The following is a 19448-nucleotide window of genomic DNA, read 5'->3' as shown; positions in this document are numbered from 1 at the left end:
CTGCTTTTCTGTATGCTGTCTATCTGAATATGATAAATAAATTAATTATTTCTGGTTTAATACTCACCGTGACGTTGTCTACTGCCTTTGCTCGACCATCACAAGTACCTCCCTCATTAGATGAGCGAGTCAGTCAATTCTATGACGTACAACATCACGACATGGAAAATACCCGTAGTACTCAGGGAACACGCAGTTATCGGGTTTTTAGTGCCATACCACATGCTGCGGGTAATTCACGGCCAATACTCTACATGCTTGATGGAAATGGCTTATTTCCATTGGTTGTCAACCGTGCAATACAACAGCTGCCTGCTGATAAGCTACCTATCATTATTGGTATTGGTTATCCAATTAATGAAGCTTTTCCTAAATCATTGCGTGATTACGACTACACTCCGCGGGTTTCAGGGAGTGATTTCCAACAAGGCGGGGGTTCTGACGAATTATACCAATTTCTTAATAGTCAAATTCGTCCTTGGGCTGAACACGTTTTTAGTTTTGATAAACAAAAGCAAACTCTCTTCGGGCACTCATTTGGCGGTTTATTTACGTTGATGGCCTATCAAAACCACCCCGATGCATTCAATGCATTTGTCTCGGCGAGTCCTTCATTATGGTGGGGTAAAGGTGAAATGATTAATTTGGGCAAACTCACTCAGCCACAAAAAGCATCACCACTGTTTATCACTTTAGGTGGTTTAGAAGAAAAGCCTGATTTATCAAAACTAAGTGAAGAACAAATTAAGCACTATCAATCCCGCTCTAGCTGGATTAGTGCACGGCAATTATGCACTGAAATTGATAACCACGAGCGCATATGTGAATTTACTTTATTCCCTGATAAAAACCATGGCAGCGTTATCCCAGATGCTATCGATAAAGCGTTGGACGTCGCTTCCCAATAATGGTCAGTAGTCGTTAACGTTTAAAATAAAATAGGAAAATCAATTCATTGATTCTCGACTGATAACACGGAGCGGGTCCCCCCACGTTTATCCCGCTTCATCAATAACCTCAACCCTTCATTGGTTGATGGGTTTTAAAATATCACTATATAACTTAGTTAACATACCATTTGCAGCAAATTCTCTACGGATCCATTGTGTGACTAACCCTGTAGCTGAGTGCTGGGTGGCTAATAACATGTGTGAATCCTGTCGTGGATTTTGGATCTGCTTAATCACCAATAAACCACTTTTTACATGTTCTTTCACCAGATAATCAGGCAGAAAGCCGATCCCTTCCCCTAAAATCTGGCATTGGCATTTAGTATTAAAATCAGGAACTTGTATCGCTTCTTGACCATGTAGCAGCCAACCTACTCGTTTATTAATTGTATGTGCCGTATCTTCCACCATGATGTTTGGATATAACCGTAGCTGACTCTCAGCAATAGGCTCAGGCATCAATGCCAGTGGGTGAGTTGCCGCAATGGCAAATTGCCAATGAATAGCACCTATTTCGGTATAATCAATGCCGCCTCCATCCATTAATGTGCCAGGCGCCCCAATTGCAATATCCGAATGGTTATTAATGATCGCATCCCATACACCATTATACACCTCAGTCGTTACCGTGATCTGGCAAGTAGGAAATTGCTTTTTAAGGATTTGTAATAGCTTAGCGGTATGATACGGGGTATATAACAGCTGATTGATACAAATACGCACCCGTGCTTCTATGCCCTGTTCAATCGAATAAATGCTTTTTTTAATCAGATGAAAGTTATTTAGCAAATCAGTGGCTTTACGGTAAAAATAATAACCCGCTTCCGTCAATTCAATATTACGAGTATCTCGGATAAACAACGCGACATCGAGGTAGGTTTCAATGCGTTTGATGGTGTAACTGACAGCTGAGGTGGTAATTCCCAATTCCTCTGCGGCTTTGCTAAAACTGGCGTATTTTGCCGCGGTGGTATAGGTCAGTAAATTTTCTTCGGTAAATATCGAGTTCATACTGGAAGTCCAAACAGGAGAAAAAACAATCAAAAAGAACAGGTTCTGTGAATTATATTTAATAACTGCTAAATCAGATTAATTTAGCCGCGCTATTTACTAGATTAACAGAAATAGATCGACATACCGAGGCATAAATAATGAATGCCACTTTTCGCCTAATTTTACCTAAAAAAAATTAACAAAAGCAGATAACCAATTAATATTTATAAGCTTATAACTAAAAGTCACATAGAACAACATGCTATTTCTGAACAATCAATTTACATTTTTAACCGTTATGAAACGCTTAATTTGATACCCGTCACAAAACTCATTAAATTATTTTTCCACTCGCTCATTAGCCAATATTTCTTGATGTCTTTGCCGTTTTTTTGGACAAAAAATATCAAAAATGGCTAAAAAATAATGCTTCTCCGCACAAAAAAGTATAATTATTGAATATAATTCAATAATGGCATTCACTATTGATGAATTAAATTTAAATGGATTTTATTTCTATTAAGTGCTTGCTATGCTGAGTTCATCATAAATATCAGATAGATTTTTATACTCTAAGTAGTTCGAGGCGCAGCTAGGCAACAAGCAAAAGAGTCGCGAAGGGCATAGCAAATACGCTGACATGTGCCAGTGAGCACAGTCACTTATACCTTAACGAACAGCGCTGTCACTTGAAGTACAGCGACTATAAAGAGATATTGGGTTTAACAACCTTAACAGGGGACTATCATGACAATCGAACAGGAATTTTTATCCGCCGCAGAGCAAGGCAATCTAGACATATTAAAAAGCTGTCTTGAAAAAGGGGTTGATATCAATATCACCAACCGCCAAGGACGTACTGCTATTGTCAATGCCAGCCTCAATAAACATTATGAATGCGTTAAATTTCTGATTAATGCAGGTGCTGATATTAATAAACAAGATCAAACCTGTTTTAACCCATTTTTATTAAGCTGCTTAAATAATGATTTAACATTATTGCGTATCGTACTTCCAGCGAAACCAAATTTAGATTTATTAACTCGCTTTGGTGGCGTAGGCATTACCCCTGCTAGCGAAAAAGGTCATGTTGAAATCGTTCGTGAGCTACTAGAAAAAACAGAAATTAATGTTAATCACACCAACTTTGTTGGCTGGACACCCTTACTTGAAGCTATCGTGCTCAATGATGGCGGAGAGAAACAACAACAAATCGTCAAGCTGCTGCTCGACCATGGCGCAAACCCACATATGACCGATAAATACGGTAAGAAACCTTTAGAGTTAGCACGTGAAAAAGGTTATCACGAAATTGCGGAATTGCTGATAGCGGCTGGCGCATAATGCATCACAAGGAGGCTTGTGGATACCATCAAGACTCAACGACAACAACTGTATGGTATTTCGGCTGATGTAGCATTTCTGCAATTGTTAGATCAGCCTGCTTTTTCAGGTACAGTAGAGCAAATATTTCATAAAGCACTCAATATTTCTGTAGGTGATACACTTTTTACTTTGCTCAGTACTGAATTAGATAATGCGCCAAACAGTTGTCGAATATTAAACAATGATTTTACTCGATTAAATTTACAGGAAGGGGATCAGGTTTATTTTTCTGAAAAAATTATTTATTTGGCTGACCATTATTTTTTATCTTTTTCTTTTTGTCAAAAATGGCTTCCAAAAGAAATTTTTTTTAATCCTAATAAAATAAACCAAAAACAGTACCTTTCTTTTTTAAATAACAAGGTAAATATCATTGATGAACTTCTAAAAACAGAAGGGAATTCGTTATTTAATTATTGTGGTGATAACTTATTTTATTTAGCTACATCTGAAAAATTAAATTTATTACGAAATGAATTAATTAATGTATTGCTAAAACAGCAGTATCAAATACTACCAGATATTATTAAACAATTTATTGGGTTAGGCATTGGTTTAACACCATCGGCAGATGACTATTTAGTGGGGCTAATGGCATTTTTATTGCTCAAGCACCATCCACTACAACATCTTAAATGCCAGTTTCAACAAGGTATTAATAATGCACGCACAACAACCACCAAAGTCAGTGCCATTACCTTAGAAAAAGCCATTAATCATCAATATCGAGAAAACATATTACAGCTACTGCAAATGTTAGTAGCAGCAAGCAAAAAAGATATTTATCCACAGTTTCGTCAGATTTTAGATATCGGGTCTAGTTCAGGCAGCGACATGCTATTTGGCATTCGTGACGCTTTGTATCTTACCCATTATTTTGGAGAAAGGTATGTCGACTAAAGTTGTCATCAAAAAGAATACGTATTTTGATTCCGTATCACTGATGTCTATCTCCACAAAAGCGAATCAGCTCGATAATGTCGAGCAAGCCTTTGTGGCGATGGCAACAGAAATGAATAAGGGAGTACTCAGAAATTTAGGGCTATTAACCCCTGAATTAGAAGACGCTAAAAATGGTGATTTAATGATCATCATTAAAGGCAGCAGCGATGAAGCTAATGAAGCGACTTTAATTGCCATTGAAGAACTCTTTAATAAGAAAAACCAAGGTGGTTCACAGCACGAAGCCAAATATGCCACCATTAATTCAGCCCATACCCATATCCCTGAAAGCAACTTGGCGGTGATTTCAGTTAATGGCCAGTTTGCTGCTCGTGAGGCGCGTATTGCACTCGAAAACGATCTCAACGTTATGCTGTTCTCGGATAACGTTTCCATCGATGATGAGCTAGCGCTCAAGCAACTCGCCAGCCGTAAAGGTTTATTAATGATGGGACCTGACTGCGGAACCGCGATTATTAATGGTGCGGCACTCTGTTTTGGTAACAGCGTACGCCGTGGCAGTATTGGTATCATTGGGGCATCAGGAACGGGTAGCCAAGAGCTTAGTGTACGTATTCATGAATTTGGTGCAGGTGTTTCACAGCTGATCGGGACAGGTGGGCGCGATCTGAGTGAAAAGATCGGCGGGATCATGATGATTGATGCCCTAAAAATGCTCGACGCCGACGATGAAACCAAAGTGATCGCTTTAATTTCCAAACCACCAGCACCTGCGGTTGCTAAAAAAGTCCTAGAGCAAGCCGAGAAATGTCATAAACCTGTCGTCGTTTGCTTCCTTGGTAGCCAACCGATCCCAGAAGATAAAGCTGGACTCAGCTTTGCGCAAAGTACCAAAGAAGCGGCGTTAAAAGCGGTTCTACTAACGGGGATCAAAAAAGAAGATCTCAATCTGCACTCTTTAAATTGGCCGTTAATTGAAGAAGTACGAGCAAAACTCTCCCCTCAGCAAAAATATATTCGAGGTCTATTCTGTGGCGGAACCTTATGTGACGAAGCCATGTTTGCCGCCCTCGAGAAATATGATGATGTTTACAGCAACATTCAGCCAAACCCTGACTATCGTTTAAAAGATCTCAATCGCAGTATCGCTCACACTTTCCTTGATTTTGGTGATGATGATTTTACCAACGGCAAGCCACACCCAATGATTGACCCAACGAATCGTATCGAGCGCCTATTGCAAGAAGCGCGTGACCCTGAAGTGGGTGTGATCGTCATGGACTTTGTGCTCGGTTATGGCTCTCATGAAGATCCCGTTGGCGTGATGATTGAAGCTATCAAAGCAGCAAAAAATATCGCTAAACAAGATGGTCGTGAATTAGAAATTTTAGGTTATGTGCTGGGTACAGACCAAGACACACCCTCAATGGAGGCACAAGTAAAAATGCTAACCGATGCAGGCGTGATTTGGGCAAGTAGTAGCACCAATACCGGTTTGTTAGCACGTGAGTTTGTCTGGAAAGGGGAGAACGCATAATGACTTCATTATTTAAGCAACCATTGAATGTGATTAATGTTGGCATCGAAATGTTCAGTGATGATCTGAAAAAACAACATGTTCCTGTCACACATTTAAATTGGACTCCTCCGGGACAAGGCAATGTTGCCGTGATCCACGCGCTAGACAAAATTGAAAGTAATGCAGCGCTACAGGAAAAAATTGCCGCGGCCAATGCACAAGCGCTTGAGCGGATTATTCAGTCACAACCTGTATTAGTCGGTTATGACCAAGCAATTAATGTCGTACCCGGTATGACTAAAAATACCATACTGCACGCAGGTCCCCCTGTGGCATGGAAAGATATGTGTGGCGCAATGAAAGGTGCGGTCACAGGCGCATTAGTCTTCGAAGGCTTAGCCACTGACTTAGCTGATGCAGAGCGTGTTGCCGCTTCCGGTGAGATTATTTTCTCACCTTGTCATGAACATGATTGTGTGGGTTCGATGGCAGGTGTCACCTCTGCCTCCATGTTTATGCATATCGTTGAAAACAAAACTTACGGTAACCGCGCTTTCACTAACCTGAGTGAGCAGATGGCGAAAATTTTACGTATGGGCGCCAATGACCAAAGCGTGATCGACCGTTTAAATTGGATGCGAGATGTATTAGGCCCAATGCTACGTGATGCGATGAAACTCGCAGGCGAAATTGACTTACGCCTGATGTTAGCTCAAGCATTACATATGGGTGATGAATGCCACAACCGCAATAATGCAGGCACCACTTTACTGATCCAAGCGTTAACCCCTTATATTATCCAAACGGATTTTACTGTCGCCCAGCAAAAAGACGTATTTGATTTTGTGGCAAGTAGTGATTATTTCTCAGGCCCAACATGGATGGCAATGTGTAAAGCCGCCATGGATGCTGCCCATGGCATCGAATACAGCACGGTTGTCACGACAATGGCACGTAACGGGTTTGAATTCGGTTTACGTATCAGCGGATTACCTGGTCAGTGGTTCACAGGACCATCACAGCAAGTTATTGGCCCAATGTTTGCGGGCTATAAACCTGAAGACTCAGGTCTTGATATTGGTGACTCGGCGATCACGGAAACGTATGGCATCGGTGGTTTTGCGATGGCAACAGCGCCAGCGATTGTTGCTCTTGTGGGTGGGACTGTTGAAGAAGCCGTTGATTTTTCAAGACAAATGCGTGAAATCACCTTAGGTGAAAACCCGAACGTGACCATTCCATTACTTGGATTTATGGGTATTCCAACTGCGATTGATATTACTAAAGTCGCCGCTAGCGGTATCCTTCCGGTCATCAATACGGCTATCGCTCATAAAGACGCAGGTATCGGTATGATTGGTGCCGGTATTGTTCATCCACCATTTGATTGCTTTGAAAAATCAATGTTAGCTTACGCAGAAAAATACGCTTAGTTGTGCAATAAGTGCCCAGTTTCAGCTGGGCACCCAACAATAACAATTTTTTACCAAGGGCTTTTAATTGTTTGACTGCACACGCGGTCTCTTCCTTGAAGGATACATTCCATGAGTATAATGAAACTAAAATGGAAACGTGGTGACTGGGCGGCCTACTTTGGCCTAATGACCAATAACTTAACTAACCTACTCACCATGATGGGGTTGCTGATCTTTGTGGTCGGTATCCCGAAAGAGATTGTTTATGGGCGTATTGCCCCCGCTTTTGGTTTTGCCGTATTGCTCGCCAGTATCAGCTATGCCTATTTTGGACAGCAACTGGCAAAACAAACCGGACGCGATGATGTTACCGCCCTGCCATCTGGACCCAGTGCACCGTCTATCTTTACAGTGACCTTTTTGGTCATCATGCCAGTCTACCAAACAACCCAAAACGCCGAGTTTGCTATCCAAATTGCACTCGTTTGGTGTTTTGTTGAATCGATGATCCTTGTCGGCGGCTCATTCCTTGGCGAAACCATTCGTAAAATGATCCCGCGTACCGTATTACTTTCCTGCCTATCTGGATTGGGTTTGTTATTACTTGCCATGAATCCGATGCTGCAAGCATTTGAAGCACCAACGGTTTCATTTATTGTGTTACTGCTGATTTTTATTAACTGGTTTGGTAAAAAACCTATTTTTGCCCGTATTCCAACAGGCTTATTACTGCTCATTGCCGGTACTGCACTAGCATGGATTTCTGGCCTACAAAGCCCTGAAGCGATTAAATCCTCGATGTCATCATTTGGCTTTAACCCACCAGGTATTCATATTGATAGCTTCTTACAAGGCCTACCACACGCACTGCCTTATCTTGCATCTGCCGTCCCACTAGGCTTAGCAAACTATATTTTTGACCTTGAGAACATTGAAAGTGCGCATGCCGCAGGCGATGAATACAATACTCGTAAAGTAATGTTAGCTAACGGTTTATCATCTACTGTCGGCTGTTTTATGGGTAATCCATTCCCTGTCACTGTGTATGTCGGTCATGCAGGTTGGAAAGCGATGGGGGCAAGTATTGGTTATACATTAGCTTCTGGTATCACCATGTTTATCGTGCCACTGTTTGGCTTAGGTGCCTTCATGTTAGCCATCATTCCAATGACCGCTATCGTGCCAATCTTAGTATTTATCGGTGTTGTCACGGCTAACCAAGTGGTGCGAGAAACACCTAAAATTGAAGTCCCTGTGATCTTTATCTGTTTGTTCCCTTGGATAGCCAACTGGGCCCTTACCATGATGAATAGCATGATGGGCGCGGCAGGAACCTCTGCTGCACAAATTGGCACCGATGTTTTACTCAGCAAAGGGGTTTACTATCAAGGTTTGGTACATCTAGGTAATGGCGCACCGCTAGCCAGTATGCTTTGGGGCTGTATCGCCATCTTCGCAATCTTAAATCAACCTCTACGTGGTGCTATCGCCGCTGCTGTAGGTGCGTTATTAGTATTCTTTGGAATAATTCACTCCCCAATGGTAGGAATTGCACAGGGATCTGCCTTGATGTTTGTGTACGCTTACCTCATGATGGCGGGCTTGTTTGTTATGAAGTATTTTTTGGATAAAGGCAAAACTGTAGAACAACAACAATCTGAAAAAGCTGAAAAAATAAGTAAATCAGCGTAATACCACTAACCTTTAATTGTTGGTGCGCCTAGCGCATCAACAATGACACTCTGTATCAGGACACATAAATAATGAAAGAACTCGTGGTTGTTGCCATCGGGGGCAACAGTATTATCAAAGATAACAACAGCCAGTCTATTGAGTCTCAAGAAAAAGCTGTGCAAGAAGTCGCATCTCATGTCTGCGATATGTTGGAAGGTAACTACAATATCGTACTCACTCACGGTAATGGCCCGCAAGTTGGTTTAGATTTACGTCGTGCGGAGATCGCTCATTCAGTAGAAGGTTTACCATTAACACCATTAGCTAACTGCGTTGCCGATACCCAAGGTGGTATTGGCTATTTAATACAACAAGCGCTGACGAATGCTTTGGCATCACGCCACCACCGCCAAGCCGTTACAGTTGTGACTCAAGTGGAAGTGGATAAAAACGATCCTAACTTCCATTCACCCACCAAACCTATTGGGGCATTTTTCAGCTTAGAGCAGGCCGAAGAGCTAAAACAAGCCAACCCTGATTGGCACTTTGTGGAAGACTCTGGGCGTGGCTACCGCCGTGTCGTTGCGTCTCCAGAACCAAAACGTGTTATCGAATCAGCTGCCATCCGCACATTGAGTAACAACGATTATGTCGTCATTGCCGCTGGTGGCGGCGGGATCCCTGTCATCAGTAACGGTCATGGTGGCTATCAAAGTGTTGATGCCGTTATCGATAAAGACTTATCGACGACGTTGTTAGCAAAAGAACTGCAAGCTGATATCTTGATCATTACCACTGGTGTTGAAAAAGTGTGCATCCACTTTGGCAAACCTGAGCAGCAAGCACTCGGTGAAACGACCACTACGGCCATACAGCAATATATGCAGGAAGGGCACTTCCCAGCAGGCAGTATGCTACCAAAAATTGAGGCTAGTCTGTCATTCATCGCTAATGGTGGTAAACGTGTGATCATCACCACGCCAGAAAAGCTACCACAAGCATTACGTGGCGAAACCGGTACTCATATCATTCAAGGTTAATGATTTACACTCTAAATAATTCGAGTTGCAGGTAGGCGACAAGCGAAGAGAGGTGGGGAGCATCGATCAACACGGTGACCCGTCGAGCGTAGTGTAGTCATTTATACCTTAGCAAAAGCCCTGCAACTTGAAGGATGACGAGTATATCCAGTCGGGTTACACACTGTAACCTGACATCGCTTGATTAAGGAGTTTCTATGCAATCTAACAGAAGAGAGTTCCTTACTACTGGTGCAAAATTAGCGGCAACTTGCACTCTATTTGGTGCTATATCTGGTATCGCAGCCGCAGAAACCAATACACTGCCTACCAGTAGTACATCAACAATTAAAGATAAACACTATTATCTTGATGATGTATTACTGGAAACGGGCTTTAACTACCGTGATAACACGGTTATTGGGACTCAAACTTCGTTACAAACCCTTGAAATTAACGAGGGTAAAATAGCGGCTATCTTACCTAATAAACAGCATACAAATAGTGAGCTAAGTTACTATAGTGCTGGTGGTAAATTAATGTTACCAGCTTTTCGCGACATGCATATTCATTTGGATAAAACCTTCTATGGCGGCCCTTGGCAAGCCCCTGGATCACGCGAAGGTAAAACCATACTGGATATGATCGCTCTGGAACAAAAACTCCTGCCTGAATTACAACCTTATACTCAAGAGCGTGCACATGCGCTGATCAAACTGATCCAATCTAAAGGATCGACAACTGCACGTAGCCATTGCAATATCGAACCGGTTTCAGGTTTGAAAAACTTAGAAGCGCTGATCACCGTACTGAATGAGCACCAACAAGATCTCACGTGTGAAATCGTCGCGTTTCCACAGCACGGTTTATTATTGTCCAAGTCAGAACCTCTGATGCGAGAAGCCATGCAGGCAGGTGCTCATTATGTGGGCGGACTTGATCCTACCAATGTGGATGGTGCGATGGAAAAATCTCTCGATACCATGTTCCAAATTGCATTGGATTATAATAAAGGTGTTGATATTCATTTACATGAAACCAGCCCAGCAGGCCGCGCAGCCATTGAATACATGATTGATACTGTCGATAAAAACCGCAGTTTACGAGGTAAAGTCACTATCAGCCATGCATTCGCACTCGCTACATTAACCCCTGAACAAGCCGATGAAACAGCTAAACGCCTTGCTGAACAACAAATTAGCATTGCCAGCACCGTGCCAATCGGCACGTTACATATGCCATTAAAAACACTCAATGAAAATGGCGTATTTGTAATGTCTGGAACGGACAGTGTGGTTGACCATTGGTCACCTTTTGGTTTAGGTGACATGTTAGAAAAAGCCAATTTGTATGCGCAGCTATATACCCGCCCTGACGAGTTATCGCTATCGCGTTCATTAGCTATCGCAACGGGTAATAAACTACCGTTAAATAATAAAGGTCAGCAAGTTTGGCCTGTGGTAGGCGATGATGCAAGCTTTGTATTAGTCGATGCATCATGCTCCGCCGAGGCAGTTGCACGCATCTCCCCAAGGCAAGCTAGCTTCCATAAAGGTTATTTAGCTTCTGGCGCTGTGGATAAAAAAATAGGTTAGTCACTCCTACCAAGGCGGGAGCCAATCCCGCCAGCTGCAATTTAAATCAGCCCGATATCATATATTAGTTTTGCTTTATGCATTTTCCATCACTCCACATAAAGTAGGTATAGAACCTACTGCAATTTGACTCAAAAACAAATAGTAGGTACTATACCCACATCAACGAATGGAGGATTGATGAGCAGTGCAGAGTTAATCAAGAAACTGATCGCTGATGGGTGGGTTAAAGCTAGGCAAACAGGTAGTCATATAACTTTAACCAAAGAGGGATTTGATAAAATAATCACTGTTCCTCATCCGAGAAAGGATTCTTCAAAAGGCGTCATTCGACAAGCACAACAAATTTCAGGATTGAAATTGCTATAACACAGGAAGTGGGATCAAAGCGTGGTTTTTCCCGCTCCTTTCTCTGCAAGCTCATCAACACAAGTAGAGGCTAGAAAAATATGATATATCCACTCTTTATCTTTAAAACTGAAGATGGTTTCGATGGCTACTTCCCTGATATTGAAGGATGTTTTTTTGCTGGTGACAGTGTTGAAGACACAATTAAAAATGCTCAAGCTGCTTTCGCACAACACATGGAAGTATTAACAGAAAATGGTGGCCACGTACCCGCACCACGTGACCCTGCTGTTTATATCGGTGATGTAAGGTTAAAAGAAGATAACGGTATGCTTGGGCTCGTTGAAATAGATCCAGCAAAATACGAGTCAAAAGCCATTAAGTTCAATTTAACAATGCCAAATAATTTATTAACTGCAATTGATAAATACATTGCTCAAAGCGGGCACTATAAAAACCGCTCCGCATTTTTAGCTGAATTAGCGAGAAAAGAAATAGCTAATCATTAAAAAATAGGTTAGGAAGCTACTCTGTATACCGCAGTACATCTGAATAGTATTAGCAGGAATTGCTCTTCTTCCATGTGTTCATTTGTTAACTTTGTTCATGGATCATGAACAAACAGCAAAAGTAAACTATCAAACAATACCAAGGCGGGAGCCACTCCCGCTCTGTTATTAATTAAGAGTTTAATACTTTTAATATCAATGGAAATTCACTAAAGCCTTCTCTATCTAAAAAATGCCCTGCATTTTCTACGGTAATAACCTCTGTTTCTAACAAAGTCGCTAATGTTCTAGAAGATTGTGGTGAAACAATCGAATCGTTGCTCGAAATAATTGAAATACGCTTATCTGACAATGATTTTAAATTCGCATAATCGAGGGAAATATCAGTGTGCGCTTTTAGTTCAGGCAATGTTGCTTGCTCTTCGGTAAAACCAGAAACTAGCAGATAACCACCTACCTGCTGCTGTTGGCTAGCGAGATAACGCAATAACGTGACACAACCAAGACTGTGGCCGATCACAACAGTATCTTTATCCAATTCAATCTGTGCATCTAGCAAATGTTGCTGCCAGCGTTGTGGGTCAGGCGATAATGGATCAGGCATTGCAGGTACCTTCACCACGACCCCTTGCTGTTCTAACTGTGCCTTTAACCAAGGGAACCAGTTTTTCTCAGGTGATGCCGTATAGCCATGAATAATAATTACTTTTTTAGGCTCTGTTGCAAATAGAATCGTGAAGCTGAGCTTTTCCGCTCAAAGTGGATTAAAGTCCGAATACTCTATTCACGAGGCGCACTTCTCCTAACGGTTGGCCATAGTAAAAATGTTCTGCTTGACCTTTGCGAAGCGCACGCATCACCTCAATTCCTTTAATGGTCGCATGTGCTGTTTTAATTGATTTAAACCCTAAGGTGGGATTTATCACGCGCTTCAATTTTCCATGATCACATTCAATGACATTATTGTGAAATTTGATTTGTCGATGTTCTACATGTGTAGGGCATTTTCCTTCTTCTTTGAGAAGGTTAAGCGCTCGGCCATAAGATGCGGCTTTATCTGTATTGATAACCCTGGGGATTTGCCATTTTTTAACGCGATTGAATATTTTTCTTAAAAATCGATAAGCTGCCTTGGTATTACGACGAGGCGAGAGATAAAATTCAATGGTGTACCCTCGGCTATCGACAGCTCGGTAAAGGTACGTCCATTTCCCATTCACTTTGATATAAGTTTCGTCTAAATGCCAATTGTTGAGGTCGGAGGGATTACACCAATACCAACGTAACCGCTTTTCTATTTCTGGTGCATAACGTTGAACCCAGCGATAGATTGTCGTGTGATCTACATTTACACCGCGCTCAGCCAACATTTCCTGAAGTTCTCGGTAACTGATACCGTATTTGCAGTACCAACGTACAGCCCAAAGAATGATAATACCAGTGAAATGACGACCTTTAAATGCATTCACCAAACGGACCTCATTAATGAAATAGTTAATTTAGCATACCGGCTACTTAAACTTTGCAACAGTGCCGGAAAAACGTTCTTTAGAAAAAAGCGATAAATCAATTCGTTTACTGGGATTGGGGAGGCGTTAATAGCGTTAAGCAACGGTCGAGGATAACGGGATTATTGAGGATCAGGATTTTGAGTTGATTGCGCGTGCGGGTCATGTTTTGGAATAACATTTTATTAGCAGGGTAATAAGAGTCACCAGTATAGGTCAAATCGCCATTTTTATCATAATTAAAATAAGGATCAACAATGACGGCAACATTATCAAATTCTTGCCCGATAACACCATGAGATTTTTGATTCGAATTATCTAAATAACGCTGATGAGTACTTGAACCTATCAATTGGGGAGTGAATTGTAATATTTCCCATTCTTTCGATTTTAAATCTAGCATAAAAAACATCATATCTGAAATATTGTCATAATATTCAAAACTTACATTACCACGATTTAAAACAGGGTCATTTTTTTTATTATTAAAAAAACCGCGAATAAATGCAGCAACCTCTTTATTTGTTCTTATTTTTTCTGATAGCGAATACGTAACGGCGCCAGCAAGAGATGATATTTTATCGGGGATATTATTTATTATTTCATTATGGTTTAAGGTTTGTGATTTATCATAAGAAAAAATACACTTACAACTACTTTGTCTAATTTTTTCTATAAAGTTAACATATTGATACGCTCTCATTCGTTGCGCTTCGTCTATGAAAATAACATCGTAATCATTGACATTGATATTCTCAATCTGTTTTATCGGTTGAATATCCCACCCTTGGTTATTTAAATAATGTTGCCCTGGATTTAAACCTCCACCATGAATGATCAATATTCGTTTACCTGAAGACTTTAAGTCATTAGCTATATCATAAACTAACAGAGTTTTTCCTGTTCCAGCACTACCAATAACCGCTGTAAAATGCTCCTCTGAAAGAGCATTAACTCTGGCAACCACATCCCGTTTGATATTACTTTGTTGCCCTGTTAAAAAATACTGTCCGTCTAAAAATTTATCCGTTGAGTTAAAAGGTGAAACTAAATAATTCGAAGGATTAAATAATGAATTTATATTTTTAATCTCACTCAAGATTTGACCTAATAATATTCCTTGCAGAAATTCAAAATCGACTACATTTAGGTTGTCATCTTTTAGAAAATATAACGAATCTGTCGATAACTCATAGGTGAAATTAAAAATTTTTTCATTGAGAAATTTCAAGTAGTAGCGATTTTGGATTAATTGTTTTTTTATTTTTTCTTCGGTACATTCGCGTTTTAGTTCTATATTGACAATATAATTGTCACCAATTCGGAGTAAATCAAACTCTTTACTGATTTGAGGGATTTTGTAACCGACAAAAAAATGATTAAATATTCTTTTATCAACGCATTCATAACCTAACTTTTTGACAAAGTTTTTTAATACTTCGACTTCATCCGGTTTAATCTCGATACCATAATATTGATAATAACGCGTAAAATAAGCTTCACTTAATGTATTTGCCGCTTGTGTGAGTGAGATTAAATTAATATCTTTCATTTGGGTTTCCTTACACCGTATAAAATGGTTATTTGGATGATTATACGCCATCTTCCCTAAATGATAAGGTATCGCTGAACCCACTTATAAAAGATAAAGCTTAAAATATAGGTTAAATTATAGTCTAAGCATCAATGTCATAGGGCTAATAGGGGATGCAGTAAAACCATAGTATTCATAAAATTGTTTTGCTTTATCATTCAAAGCATGAACGAGTAACGCACGAACCCCAGTATTTTCAGCAACAGCTCTAACTCTAATTACAGCATCCTGTAATAACGAAGCACCTAGTTTTCTTCCCTGAGCACGTAAATCGATTGCAAATCTTCCAAGAACAATAACTGGAATTGGCTCAGGCATATTTCGACGAACCCGTCCTGTAGCTTCATTATGTGAAATTGCTCCAGTCGCTAATGCATAATAACCCCAAACATGTTGATATGAATCTGCAATAACAAAGGTTCGACTGGCTCCATTCAAATGGTTAGATAGAGCCCGACGCTTTAGCCAATCATCTAAAGATGATTCACCACAAAAAAAATCATCCAGTCTATGAGATGATGATAATGGTTTAGGAGCTAATAGTTGCAGATTCACTATATTTCCTTCCATGGTGTTTCTATTGACATTAAACGATCTAGACCAGGGTTGCTATTAACTGGAGCATCAAGTAATAAATTAAATTGCTGAAATTTTTCATTATCTAATTGAAAAAAAACTTGGTCTAGTAATATTGCTTGCGCTCTTTCACAAGCGACTTCAAGCATAAAATCAGATCGGTTCTTACCAAGAAGACTAGCAGCTTCATCGATTAAGTCTCGTTGTTCAGGTAAAGCCCGAAGATTAATTGCAGCATTACGCATGACAGTAACTCCTATATACACATACACAATAAATATACAATATCCTGACGTATATCTATTGTCAACACATTCACATATTGCATATAGGTATACCCCAAAGCGACAATCTAAAATGTATCAAATCACTATCAATGCAACAACCTATATGCGATACTTTTTATGGGATAACTTAAATGCGATAGATAGGTGAAAATATGTTCATCCGTGCTTACCTTCGAGCCTCCTCTGAAGATCAATATGCAGATAGAGCAAAAAAGATGCTAAATGACTTTGTTGAAGAACGAGGTGGCCGAATTGCGAATTATTATCGCGAACACATCAGTGGAACAAAATTAGAACGCCCCGAACTCTCTCGTTTACTCAGTGACAGTCAACAGGGGGATATTTTGCTCGTTGAGCAAATTGATCGACTAACTCGATTAAATAACATCGATTGGTTAAAACTGAAAAAACAAATTGAACACCATGAGTTGCGTATTGTGAGTCTCGATATTCCGACATCTTGGCAAGCTCTAAATAATCAAGATCTGACACAGAATGATCCTATCACTCAAGCCGTCCTTTCGGCCATTAACACCATGTTAATTGATTTAATGGCCGCCATGTCCCACAAAGATTGGATTAGCCGTCGCGAACGCCAAAAACAAGGTATTCAACGCGCACAATCATTAGGTAAATACAAAGGAAAGCAGGCGGATAAAGAGCGTCATGATAAGGTGATTTATTATCGAAAAATCAAGGGACTGAGTATTCGTGAAACCGCTGAAGCGACTGGCTATAGTCGTTCTCAAGTGTGCCGTATTCAGTTAAATGACAAACAGAAATCATAAAGACAATCTATTTCATTTTCTGTTATTAATAAGGGGGGCGCAGTTTATGTCACTTGATGGTTAGGAATCTCAATCAATGAAGTAACGTACGAATCGAGTGTATTGGGTGCTATGTTTTTATTAAATTCTGATTATTTATTCGTTGATTAACCATGAGAACAGTCATTCGTTTAAATTATGACCTAAAAGCCTAATTATAGGCACACTGCTCCTAGGCTGCAGTTTGTAACTATGAAACATCAGTCCTTTTGGTTGACCGCGCATTTCCCAAGCCATTTGCAGAGCTTTTAAGGTCAACGTGGTGTCGGGGGACGTGGAGAGTGCCCAACCAACAGGTTTCCGTGCAAAAAGGTCTAACACAACAGCGAGATACGCCCATCGTTTTCCTGTCCAAATATACGTCACATCGCCGCACCACACTTGATTGGGGGCGGTGACGGCAAATTGGCGGTCGAGTAAATTAGGGATGTCGACATGTTCTTTTGTCCCGCGTTTATAACGATGCTTCATATGTTGGCAACTCATAATATCAAGCTTTTTCATTAGCTTACCGGCAAGATAACGGCTCATTTTTACACCGTACTGCGTTGTCACTATCGTCGCAATCGTCCTTGCGCCCGCAGAGCCTCCACTTAAGTTCCAAGCGTCTTTGACTACGCTCCGTTTAATCGCTCGCACTCCATTCGGTACGGCATTCTTCATTCGATGATGCCAATGGCGATAGCTACTGCGATGACGCTCAAAAAGTTGGCAGAGCGTTGTAACGGGGTAATGCGCTCTTAGTTTGTCAATTATCGCGAATCCTTCAGTGAGTCCGACATTAAGAGCGCCGTAGCCTTTTTTAGAATTTCGTTTTCCATTTCAAGACGTTGTATCTTTTTTTTTCATCTCTCGAAGCTCAATCTGTTCGGGGGTAAGCGGAAGTCCCGTCGGTGTTTTACCTTGTCGTTCTAATTTCAGTTTTTTAACCCAACGATTAAGTGCGGCAAGGCTTACGCCCATTGCCTGTGCGGCTTTAGCCACGGAGTAATGATGGTCAACCACCATTTTAGCGGCTTCGAGTTTAAACTCTGCTGAATATTGCTTAACCATGTGCTCACCTGTGATGTTATTGAGGCAAGAATATCACCTCTAGTCAGGTGGCCAAATTAACTATGCCACTTCACTTCTAATGTGACAGGGATACCATTAATTTTCATCAAACTATCACCTTCAACGATAATATCTATTTTTTTACATGAAGGGCAATAAACCGAGTCGCCCACACAGACGACTCCTTGGATTTGTTTGGCTAGAGAAGAAGCTGTAAGTGCACTACCTCCAGTATTCGTAGTATCATTTTTTAAAATGATTTTCTACCGTTTACGATACTTCGCATCATTGCACCATTTATCTGATATTTGAATATTCAAATTTTTCTAACTTAGCTATTTCAAGAACGGCCTAATAAAACAAGTCATTGATATTTAAATGGATATCAAATTAAATCCAAGATCTAGCACATCCTCAAGTTCACAATCTTTAGAAATTATTTCAGTAACATGTTTGGGTACTTTATGCTCTGAAAAAACTTAACGCAATAAGATTTAAATATTAAATCATTATGGGGGCGCCCATCATATCACTTGATACAAAATGTATATGTCTTTTTGACAGTTTATTGATGTCCTCTGTTCATTTCACTGAAAATCAATATTCATCACGCATACTCAATCACCAATTTTTACCCTAATATCGAACGACAAAAACAACAGCAATGCGTAATATGTCAAATTTAGTTTCAGAATGTGTGTTAATATTTCAATCGCAATCTGGTAACTCACGTTATCATTTCCCAAGAAACTTAACATCTTATAAAAAATCTATTTAAAATCATAAAGTAATACACATAAAATCAAAAATCATTGGCAATAACGATCAATATAAATCAAATCAATAGCCATGAACTATCATAAACAGCAAAATTGATCGTCTTAAACTATTTCCCTCTCCTCTTAATTTACCTTAGTCTTTAGCACCAATAGTTTTGATATTAACCATATTTTACTTCAATAAAACAAGTGAATCATGTTAATGAGATACAACATATTAAATATAAATGTTCGCATAGGTGCATTTTTTCGAAAACATAGAAGATTACTAGGTATATCGGGGGAAAAACTAGGTCAAAAATTAGGTCTTTCCCAGCAACACATCTCTCGACTAGAACGAGGACAAGCAACATTTTCAATCGACATCATTCTGCAATTATTAAATGAGATTGATAAAACGTTACTTGATTTAATTATTGAAGTATTTTATGAAGATTCCGGTGAAGTTTTAATTGAATATCAAAGTTTACAACAATTCAGTACTGAATTAACGCAAAAAAACTAGCCTGCATT

Annotated in this window: 18 protein-coding genes and 2 pseudogenes; 12 read left to right on the top strand and 8 right to left on the bottom strand. The window is 40.1% G+C overall.

The genetic code is table 11. The annotated features are described in order from the left end of the window. Positions 1–29 precede the first annotated feature (29 nt). Positions 30–908 (top strand): alpha/beta hydrolase, encoded by an 879-nt coding sequence (locus M1E96_RS00690; protein ID WP_272580548.1) that lies wholly within the window; start codon positions 30–32, stop codon positions 906–908. A 117-nt stretch (positions 909–1025) separates the two neighbouring features. Here M1E96_RS00690 and M1E96_RS00685 read toward each other — a convergent pair whose 3' ends face one another. Next, positions 1026–1961 (bottom strand): LysR substrate-binding domain-containing protein, encoded by a 936-nt coding sequence (locus M1E96_RS00685; protein ID WP_070929540.1) that lies wholly within the window; start codon positions 1959–1961, stop codon positions 1026–1028. 729 nt (positions 1962–2690) lie between these two features. On the opposite strand from M1E96_RS00685, the gene M1E96_RS00680 reads away from it, so the two are divergent. The 9 genes from M1E96_RS00680 to M1E96_RS00640 all read left to right on the top strand — a co-directional run bounded on the left by M1E96_RS00680 (position 2691) and on the right by M1E96_RS00640 (position 12311). Then, positions 2691–3287 (top strand): ankyrin repeat domain-containing protein, encoded by a 597-nt coding sequence (locus tag M1E96_RS00680; protein WP_070929541.1) that lies wholly within the window; start codon positions 2691–2693, stop codon positions 3285–3287. Positions 3288–3305: 18 nt separating this feature from the next. Further along, on the top strand, positions 3306–4229 hold the full coding sequence (locus M1E96_RS00675) for a DUF2877 domain-containing protein (protein ID WP_272580550.1): 924 nt from the start codon (positions 3306–3308) through the stop codon (positions 4227–4229). Continuing rightward, complete coding sequence (fdrA, locus tag M1E96_RS00670) at positions 4219–5769, top strand: acyl-CoA synthetase FdrA (RefSeq protein ID WP_272580551.1); 1551 nt, start codon at positions 4219–4221, stop codon at positions 5767–5769. The genes M1E96_RS00675 and fdrA overlap by 11 nt, the downstream gene beginning before the upstream one ends. Continuing rightward, the gene (locus M1E96_RS00665; protein ID WP_337979726.1) at positions 5769–7184 is read left to right on the top strand and encodes a DUF1116 domain-containing protein; all 1416 of its coding nucleotides are present in this window, start codon (positions 5769–5771) and stop codon (positions 7182–7184) included. Before fdrA ends, M1E96_RS00665 begins: the two co-directional genes overlap by 1 nt. A gap of 111 nt (positions 7185–7295) precedes the next feature. Then, positions 7296–8858, top strand: coding sequence for a xanthine permease (locus M1E96_RS00660; RefSeq protein ID WP_140181196.1), 1563 nt, complete (start codon positions 7296–7298; stop codon positions 8856–8858). Between the two features lie 71 nt (positions 8859–8929). Continuing rightward, positions 8930–9880, top strand: a complete 951-nt coding sequence (locus tag M1E96_RS00655; RefSeq protein WP_070929544.1) for a carbamate kinase family protein — start codon at positions 8930–8932, stop codon at positions 9878–9880. 197 nt (positions 9881–10077) lie between these two features. Further along, positions 10078–11454 (top strand): amidohydrolase family protein, encoded by a 1377-nt coding sequence (locus M1E96_RS00650; protein WP_070929545.1) that lies wholly within the window; start codon positions 10078–10080, stop codon positions 11452–11454. Between the two features lie 180 nt (positions 11455–11634). Beyond that, positions 11635–11823 carry a type II toxin-antitoxin system HicA family toxin gene (locus M1E96_RS00645; RefSeq protein ID WP_070929546.1) on the top strand — a complete coding sequence of 63 codons (189 nt, stop codon included), beginning with the start codon at positions 11635–11637 and terminating at the stop codon, positions 11821–11823. Positions 11824–11903: 80 nt separating this feature from the next. Next, a complete protein-coding gene (locus tag M1E96_RS00640; RefSeq protein ID WP_140186906.1) occupies positions 11904–12311 on the top strand; it encodes a type II toxin-antitoxin system HicB family antitoxin in 408 nt (135 codons plus the stop codon). Between the two features lie 172 nt (positions 12312–12483). On the opposite strand, the gene M1E96_RS00635 is transcribed toward M1E96_RS00640, so the two are convergent. From M1E96_RS00635 to M1E96_RS00615, 5 genes are all read right to left on the bottom strand, one after another. After that, entirely contained in the window at positions 12484–13044 is a 561-nt protein-coding gene (locus M1E96_RS00635) for an RBBP9/YdeN family alpha/beta hydrolase (RefSeq protein WP_369427512.1), read from the bottom strand. 31 nt (positions 13045–13075) lie between these two features. After that, the gene (locus M1E96_RS00630; protein ID WP_121875320.1) at positions 13076–13780 is read right to left on the bottom strand and encodes an IS6 family transposase; all 705 of its coding nucleotides are present in this window, start codon (positions 13778–13780) and stop codon (positions 13076–13078) included. Positions 13781–13886: 106 nt separating this feature from the next. After that, on the bottom strand, positions 13887–15371 hold the full coding sequence (locus M1E96_RS00625; RefSeq protein WP_163761891.1) for a DNA/RNA helicase domain-containing protein: 1485 nt from the start codon (positions 15369–15371) through the stop codon (positions 13887–13889). 117 nt (positions 15372–15488) lie between these two features. After that, positions 15489–15968: a GNAT family N-acetyltransferase gene (locus tag M1E96_RS00620; RefSeq protein ID WP_163761890.1), complete on the bottom strand. Its 480-nt coding sequence runs from the start codon at positions 15966–15968 to the stop codon at positions 15489–15491. Then, entirely contained in the window at positions 15968–16234 is a 267-nt protein-coding gene (locus tag M1E96_RS00615; protein ID WP_123382784.1) for a DUF1778 domain-containing protein, read from the bottom strand. The genes M1E96_RS00620 and M1E96_RS00615 overlap by 1 nt, the downstream gene beginning before the upstream one ends. Before the next feature lie 194 nt (positions 16235–16428). Here M1E96_RS00615 and M1E96_RS00610 point away from each other — a divergent pair, with 194 nt between their 5' ends. Then, a complete protein-coding gene (locus tag M1E96_RS00610) occupies positions 16429–17064 on the top strand; it encodes a recombinase family protein (RefSeq protein WP_163761889.1) in 636 nt (211 codons plus the stop codon). 228 nt (positions 17065–17292) lie between these two features. Here the strand turns inward: M1E96_RS00610 and M1E96_RS00605 are convergent. Beyond that, a pseudogene (locus M1E96_RS00605) lies at positions 17293–18156 on the bottom strand (IS3 family transposase); the annotation flags it as partial. Between the two features lie 56 nt (positions 18157–18212). Then, positions 18213–18442: pseudogene (locus M1E96_RS00600) on the bottom strand (PAAR domain-containing protein). Positions 18443–19137: 695 nt separating this feature from the next. Here M1E96_RS00600 and M1E96_RS00595 point away from each other — a divergent pair. Continuing rightward, a complete protein-coding gene (locus M1E96_RS00595; protein ID WP_163762230.1) occupies positions 19138–19440 on the top strand; it encodes a helix-turn-helix domain-containing protein in 303 nt (100 codons plus the stop codon). Positions 19441–19448: the final 8 nt, after the last annotated feature.

The sequence above is a fragment of the Providencia sp. PROV236 genome, from assembly GCF_033676985.1.
Classification (GTDB): domain Bacteria; phylum Pseudomonadota; class Gammaproteobacteria; order Enterobacterales; family Enterobacteriaceae; genus Providencia; species Providencia manganoxydans.
This window is presented reverse-complemented; position numbering and strand designations above follow the sequence as displayed.